The following is a 6,795-nucleotide window of genomic DNA, read 5'->3' as shown; positions in this document are numbered from 1 at the left end:
GTCGGGATCGGCTTCGTCGCCGGGCCGCAGCGGCAGCATCTCGCCGCGGCGTCGACCGGCGACCCGGATCTCGCCGCACGCGCCCGGGCCGGGCTGGGCGACGGCTCCGGGCTGCGGTCGGTGGTGGTCGCCGAAGTGACCCGCTCGTCGATCCGTTGGGCGGGCCTCGGCAGCGCCGATGGTGGAGCACGCCCCGGCCTGCCTCCGGACGACCAGACCGGCTACGAACTCGGATCCATCACCAAGACCTTCACCGCAGCGCTCTTCGCGGACGCCATCAAGCGGCGCGAGGTGCGCGCCGAGGACCCGCTGGCGAAGCATCTGCCCGAACTTCGTGACACGCCGGCGGGGCGGGTCACCCTGGGTTCACTGGCGCAGCATCGCTCCGGTCTGCCGCCGCTCGGTGCCACCGCCCAGGCGGCGACGGCGTGGGTCGCGCTGAACGACAACCCCTACGCCACCGGCACCACCGAGGTACTGCTGGCCGATGCTGCCGCGGCGCCGGTCGTCGCGGACCAGCCGCCGACCTACTCCAATCTCGGCTTCGCGCTGCTCGGAACCGCGTTGGTGCGGGCCTCGGGGGCCGCCGACTACCAGGCACTGGTCGCGCAGCGGGTCACCGGCCCGCTCGGCATGGACCGGACGGTGATCGCCGGCAGCGACGCCGACGTGCCGGGAAACGCCGTCCGGGGTCATGCGGCGAACGGTCTGACCGCGCCGCGCTGGACCGGGACCGGGTACCTGCCGGCGGGCACCTCGACGTTCACCACGGCTGGTGACCTGGCCATCTGGGCGCAGGCCCAACTCACCGGACGGGCGCCCGGCACGGACGCGCTGGAGCCGACCGCCGATTCGGACGCCGGCAGCCGGATCGGCTGGGCCTGGTTCAGCACCCCCGGCGCGGACGGCCGGGTCGTCACCTGGCACAACGGCATCACGGCCGGGTTCCGCACCATGCTGGCGCTGGATCGCGAGGCCGGTCGGGCCGTGTTGGTGATGGGCGACACCGCCACCGAGCTGGAGGTCTTCGCGATCGCGTTGCTGAACGGCACACCGGTGGATCCGCCGGCGCCGCCCATGCCGCTCATCGTGGTGACCCTGGGCATGGTGGCGCTGGCGCTACTGACCTCAGCGCTCGCGCTGCGCGAGGTGATCCGGTGCACGGCGATCCTGCCCGCGATCAACGCCCTCCTGGGAGCGGTCTTCGGACTGTTGCTGCTGTGGACGTCCGGACCGTGGATGTCAGTGGGCGGTTGGCTGTGGGGGCTTGTCCTCGGGCTGACGCTCGCTGCCACCGTCATCCTGGGACTGCGCGGCCGCGACCTGGGGTTCCTGCCCGAACGGCGTCGGTGGTTGGCCTGGGTCAACCTGGTGGTCGGGGTCGGCCTGGTCGCATTCGCCGTCGCACTGTGGTGAGGCGGCGCGGAGCAGGGTCTTGACAAGCTCGACCAGCGGTCGGGGACGAGTTCCGACCGCGGCGGGCGAGTTCGACCGAGGGCGAGGCTCAGCCGACGGTGATCGCTCCGCGGGCGGCGCCCGAGCCGGAGACGCCCACCACTTCGCCGGTGCCGTCCGCTGCTGAGGCGTGCAACGTCCAGCGGTAGCGGCCCTTGGCGACGGCCTTCCCGGCGTCGTCACGTCCGTCCCAGCTGAGGTTGCGCAGTGCGCCGGCGGGGGCGTCCGGCGTCTGCAGGATGCGCACCTGCCGTCCGGAACGATCGGTGATCGTCAGCGTTCCCGCGGCCAGCGGCTTGGTCACATCCAGCGAAACCTTCCACGGCGCCTTCTTAGTGGCCTTCCCGGCCGTGAGTGCGCCGAGCAGCCTGGGTGCGCCGGTGTTCACGCCCGGAATCGTCCGGACGATCAGGTCGGTCTCGGTCGTGTAGGCGATCCGGTTGCCGTCGGCGGCGAAGGCGAGCGACGACGTGCCGCTGCCGAGCCGGGTCAACTCGTCGGTGGCGGTGTTCCAGACCGCCAGTTCGGTGGCGCCCGAGTCGGGCTCGGCGCCGTCCAGCGCCACTTCGAGCACCGCGTAGCCGTCGCCGAGCTGCCACAGTGTGCCCGGGTGGCGGACGGACTTTCCCGTTCGGTGGTTCGTCAGCACCGTGATGAAATCGCCGTCCTGATCATCGACCGTCGTGCCGACCCAATCGCCCCAGAGGAACACCTGGCTGTAAATGCCGCCGGTCCGACTCAGGGTGACGGTTGCCGGCGTGAACGAGCTGTCGGCGAGGTCGCGGATGGTGACCGCGAAGCCCTTCGATTTCCCCTTCGCGCGTCCGGCGACCAGGCTGCCGAAGATCGCTTGCGCGCCCTTGGCGACGAGCTGCTTGCCGGTGACCAGGCGCACCGATGCCCGGCCGTCGATCAGATAAGGGCCGCTGAGCGACCGGACGCCCGTGGTGTTGCCCACCCGCACCCCGTCGTCGTAGAGCGCCACGGTCTTGCCGCCGGGCCAGATAACCCAGCGTGAGCCGGACGCCGCGCTGACGGTCTGGCCGGGTAGCAGGGAGGGCGCGCCGAGGCCGGCGTCGGTCAGGGTGCGGACCCAGATCCGCTCCGGATCGGCGAGCGCCCAGCTGCCCAGCAGGGTGGACGGGGTCATCGCGAGCGACGCCAGGCTGGCCGGGGTACGTGGCACCGTCATCCACTCGGTGGTGGTGCCGTCCGCGGCCACCCGGAGATGGTGCGGTTCGCCGTTGCCGTCCACGATGCGCAGCAGCGGCCTGGTCGGGTCGCCGGAACCCTCCCCGCGCCAGGACCGGGTGCCCTGAGGGAGCGCGACCGTGGTGACCTGGCCGTTCTCGACCAGCAGCGGAGCCGGCGAGCCGGGATCGTTGATCACCGAGAGCGCCCCGAACTGGTAGAGCGTGGCCTTGGCCGCCTTTCGATTGCCGGCGACCACCTGCTGACAGTTCGCGGTGCCGGACGGCAGCGGCTGGCGACACAGCTTCAACCCGGATGCGCCCGCGACAAGCGAGTACAGGGTGGAGCCGGCCACCCGGTGCTGCGCCGTGCGCGGCAACCGGAGCACCCCCTTCGACTTGCCGGTGGCGGTGCTGAGTACGCCGGCGTAGTCCCGCTTACCGGTCGTGGTGGTGATCCGGACGGCGTACTTCGCGTCACCGGTGAACGCGTAGCGGTGGCCGGCGCCGGGCGCCGAGGCAGGCAGCTTGGGGAAGCTGACCCGCCGCGTCCGATTGATCGTCGCCAGCAGGTTCTTGCTGGTCAACGCGGCCCCGACACCCATGGCGCGGATCCGGAGGCCGCCCTCGTCCGTCCAGGCCAGCGAGCGTGCCTTGACGGGGTGCGCGGGATCCATCAGATACGGCGAGCCTTCGCCGTCCTCGCCGGCCAGGTATCCGAAACGCCCGCGGTAACCGGTGGCGCCGAGGATCTCGCTGTAGCCGATGCCCGGGTTCCAGGACTGTCCGCCGTCGCGCGAGATGCGGTTCCCACCCCACGGGCTGCCCTCGGGGAAGGACGCCCAGATGGTGTCGCCGGTGGCGGCCAGCACGGTGAAGTCCTGCGGCTGGGTCGGCAGCTTCTCCTGGACCAGGACGTCCGGGGCGAGCGCGGAGGAGGGGCCTGCGCCGGGAATGGGTGGGGGAGTCGTGCAGCCACTGACCACCAGCGCAGCCAGGGTCAGTGTGGCCATCGTCGGCTTGGCTAGGGTCATTGTTCTGCTCCGATCAACCCTGGTGGGCGCCAGGGTAGCAAGCGAGAACTGCCGATTCGCTCCCGTTGAGCCACTGCGGTAAAGTCTTGGGTTGGCGTCAGGACGCCCGCGGAGCCCCAAGAGCCGCCCATCGATCACCCAAGTATCGAGACCATTAGGTCGGGCAGCGCCGCGCAACGGGAAACCGAGAGGAGAGCAGCCCCTTCATGGACGCTGATCTGAAGAAGAAGACCATCGAAGAGTTCGCGACCAAGCCGGGCGACACCGGTTCGCCGGATGTGCAGATCGCACTGCTCACCCGCCGGATCGCCCACCTGACCGAGCACCTGAAGGTGCACAAGGGCGACCACCACAGCCGCCGTGGCCTGATGCTGCTGGTCGGCCAGCGCCGCCGGCTGCTGAACTACGTCGCCAAGCAGGACATCGAGCACTACCGCGAACTGATCGCGCGTCTCGGCCTGCGTCGCTGACTTGATGAGGGGAGTGGCTCCGGCTGCTCCCCTCACGCCATCCCCGGGGGTTTCGGCAAGCGCAACCAACGACAGGGTTTCGACAAGCTCAACCAACGGAACTCGATCACCGGGAAACAACTGAATATCCACACCACCGTCCACCGCGCGAACGCATGTGAATCGTCGGTCCTCGGTAGTGGCTCTCGGGTCGAAAAGCCCCGCGGGCCTCGATCGAAGACCGGGTTCAAGTCGCAACCTCAGCAGCTAGCTGAAGGGTGGCCGTGACGCCGCAGCGGTGGTCAAACCCGAAAGGAGGTCCCGTGGAGGGACCCGATCTGCAGTACACCGAGGCCATCATCGACAACGGGGCGCACGGCAAGCACGTCGTCCGCTTCGAGTCCGGCCTGCTCGCTCGCCAGGCCAACGGCTGCGCGAGCGTCTACCTGGACGGCGACACCATGCTGCTGTCCGCCACCACCGCGTCCAACAACCCGCGTGAGGGCATCGACTTCTTCCCGCTCACCGTCGACGTCGAAGAGCGGATGTACGCCGCGGGCCGCATCCCCGGCTCGTTCTTCCGTCGCGAGGGCCGTCCCGGCGAGGCCGCCATCCTGGCCTGCCGGCTCACCGACCGTCCGCTGCGCCCCTGCTTCGTGAAGGGCCTGCGCAACGAGGTCCAGGTCGTCATCACGGTGATGGCGCTGAACCCCGACGTGCTCTACGACGTGCTGGCGATCAACGCCGGCTCGGCGTCCACCACTCTGGCCGGCCTGCCGTTCACCGGCCCGGTCGGCGGCGTCCGGGTCGCCCTGATCGGTGACACCTGGGTTGGCTTCCCGACCAACAGCCAGCTCGAGGACGCCACCTTCGACATGGTGGTGGCCGGCCGGGTGCTCGCCGACGGCGACGTCGCAATCATGATGGTCGAGGCCGAGTCCACCGAGCAGACCTGGGATCTGGTCCGCTCCGGCCGCACCGCGCCGACCGAAGAGGTCGTCGCCGCCGGTCTCGAGGCGTCCAAGCCATTCATCAAGGCGCTGTGCGACGCGCAGGTCGAACTGGCCGCCAAGTTCCCCAAGAGCGTGGGCAACTTCCCGGTCTTCCTGGACTACCAGCCCGACGTGATGGAGGCCGTCACCGCGGCTGCCGGCGAGCGGCTGCGCCAGGTGATGACCATCGTCGGCAAGCACGAGCGGGAGACCTCCACCGAGGCGCTGCTGGCCGATCTGCACACCGAACTCGACGGCACCTTCGAGGGCCGCGAGAAGGAGATCACCGGTGCCTACCGGGCGCTCACCAAGAAGGTCGTCCGCACCAAGACACTGACCGACGGCATCCGGATCGACGGCCGCGGGCCGCGCGACATCCGCACGCTGAGCGCCGAGGTCGGCGTGCTGCCGCGGGTGCACGGTTCGGCGCTGTTCATGCGCGGCGAGACCCAGATCCTGGGCGTCTCCACGCTGAACATGCTCGACATGGAGCAGAAGATCGATTCGCTGGCGCCCGAGAACACCAAGCGCTACATGCACAACTACAACTTCCCGCCCTACTCGACCGGTGAGACCGGCCGGGTCGGGTCGCCGAAGCGGCGCGAGATCGGCCACGGTGCGCTCGCCGAGCGTGCCCTGGTGCCGGTGCTGCCCAAGCGCGAGGAGTTCCCCTACGCGATCCGTCAGGTGTCCGAGGCGCTCGGCTCCAACGGTTCGACGTCGATGGGTTCGGTGTGTGCGTCCACGCTGGCGCTGCTGAACGCCGGCGTGCCGCTGAAGGCTCCGGTCGCGGGCATCGCGATGGGCCTGATGAGCGACGAGATCGACGGCCAGATGCGCTACCTGGCGCTGACCGACATTCTCGGCGCCGAGGACGCGCTGGGCGACATGGACTTCAAGGTCGCCGGCACCCGTGACTTCGTCACTGCCCTGCAGCTGGACACCAAGCTCGACGGCATCCCGTCCGACGTGCTCGCAGGTGCCCTGCAGCAGGCCCGCGAGGCCCGGCACACCCTGCTCGACGTGATGGGCGAGGCGATCGACACCCCGGACGAGATGTCCCCGTTCGCGCCGCGGATCATCACCATCAAGATCCCGGTCGACAAGATCGGCGAGGTGATCGGCCCCAAGGGCAAGATGATCAATCAGATCCAGGACGACACCGGCGCCAACATCTCCATCGAGGACGACGGCACCATCTACATCGGTGCCGACAACGGTGAAGCCGCCGACGCCGCCCGGTCGATGATCAACGCCATCGCCAACCCGACGATGCCCGAGAAGGGTGAGCGTTACCTGGGCACGATCGTGAAGATCATGCCGTTCGGTGCGTTCGTGTCGCTGCTGCCCGGCAAGGACGGCCTGCTGCACATCTCGAAGCTGCGTTCGCTGGCCGGCGGTGGCCGGGTGGAGAACGTCGAGGACGTCGTCAGCGTGGGGCAGAAGCTCCAGGTCGAGATCTCCGAGATCGACGATCGCGGCAAGCTGTCGCTGATCCCGGTGATCGAGGAGCCGGCCGCTGTCTGAGTGATGGCTCAGCACGACAGATGACTCAACAACACCGGGCGACGTCGCCCATCCCGCAGGCCGTTCGGCCGCGTGCCTATCGCAGTGGAGAGATCCGCCGCAGCACGCTGCCGAGCGGCCTGCGGGTCGTTACCGAGCAGCTGAGCGG

4 protein-coding genes are annotated in these 6,795 nt (G+C 69.6%); 3 read left to right on the top strand and 1 reads right to left on the bottom strand.

What is annotated here, in order from left to right:
- The coding region (locus tag QM624_RS05645; protein WP_415089627.1) for a serine hydrolase domain-containing protein at positions 1 to 1,416 on the top strand (1,416 nt) is incomplete at its 5' end.
- Between the two features lie 88 nt (positions 1,417 to 1,504).
- On the opposite strand, the gene QM624_RS05640 is transcribed toward QM624_RS05645, so the two are convergent.
- Entirely contained in the window at positions 1,505 to 3,679 is a 2,175-nt protein-coding gene (locus tag QM624_RS05640) for a FlgD immunoglobulin-like domain containing protein (protein ID WP_415089625.1), read from the bottom strand.
- Between the two features lie 206 nt (positions 3,680 to 3,885).
- Between QM624_RS05640 and rpsO the strand changes: the two genes are divergently transcribed.
- Positions 3,886 to 4,149 carry a 30S ribosomal protein S15 gene (rpsO, locus tag QM624_RS05635; protein ID WP_298132046.1) on the top strand — a complete coding sequence of 88 codons (264 nt, stop codon included), beginning with the start codon at positions 3,886 to 3,888 and terminating at the stop codon, positions 4,147 to 4,149.
- Positions 4,150 to 4,451: 302 nt separating this feature from the next.
- Positions 4,452 to 6,647, top strand: coding sequence for a polyribonucleotide nucleotidyltransferase (locus QM624_RS05630; protein WP_415089623.1), 2,196 nt, complete (start codon positions 4,452 to 4,454; stop codon positions 6,645 to 6,647).
- Positions 6,648 to 6,795: the final 148 nt, after the last annotated feature.

The organism is Micropruina sp. (genome assembly GCF_047606365.1).
In the GTDB taxonomy this organism is placed as follows: Bacteria; Actinomycetota; Actinomycetes; order Propionibacteriales; family Propionibacteriaceae; genus Micropruina.
Note: the sequence above shows the minus strand (reverse complement) of the source record. Positions and strands in the feature narration are given on the sequence as shown.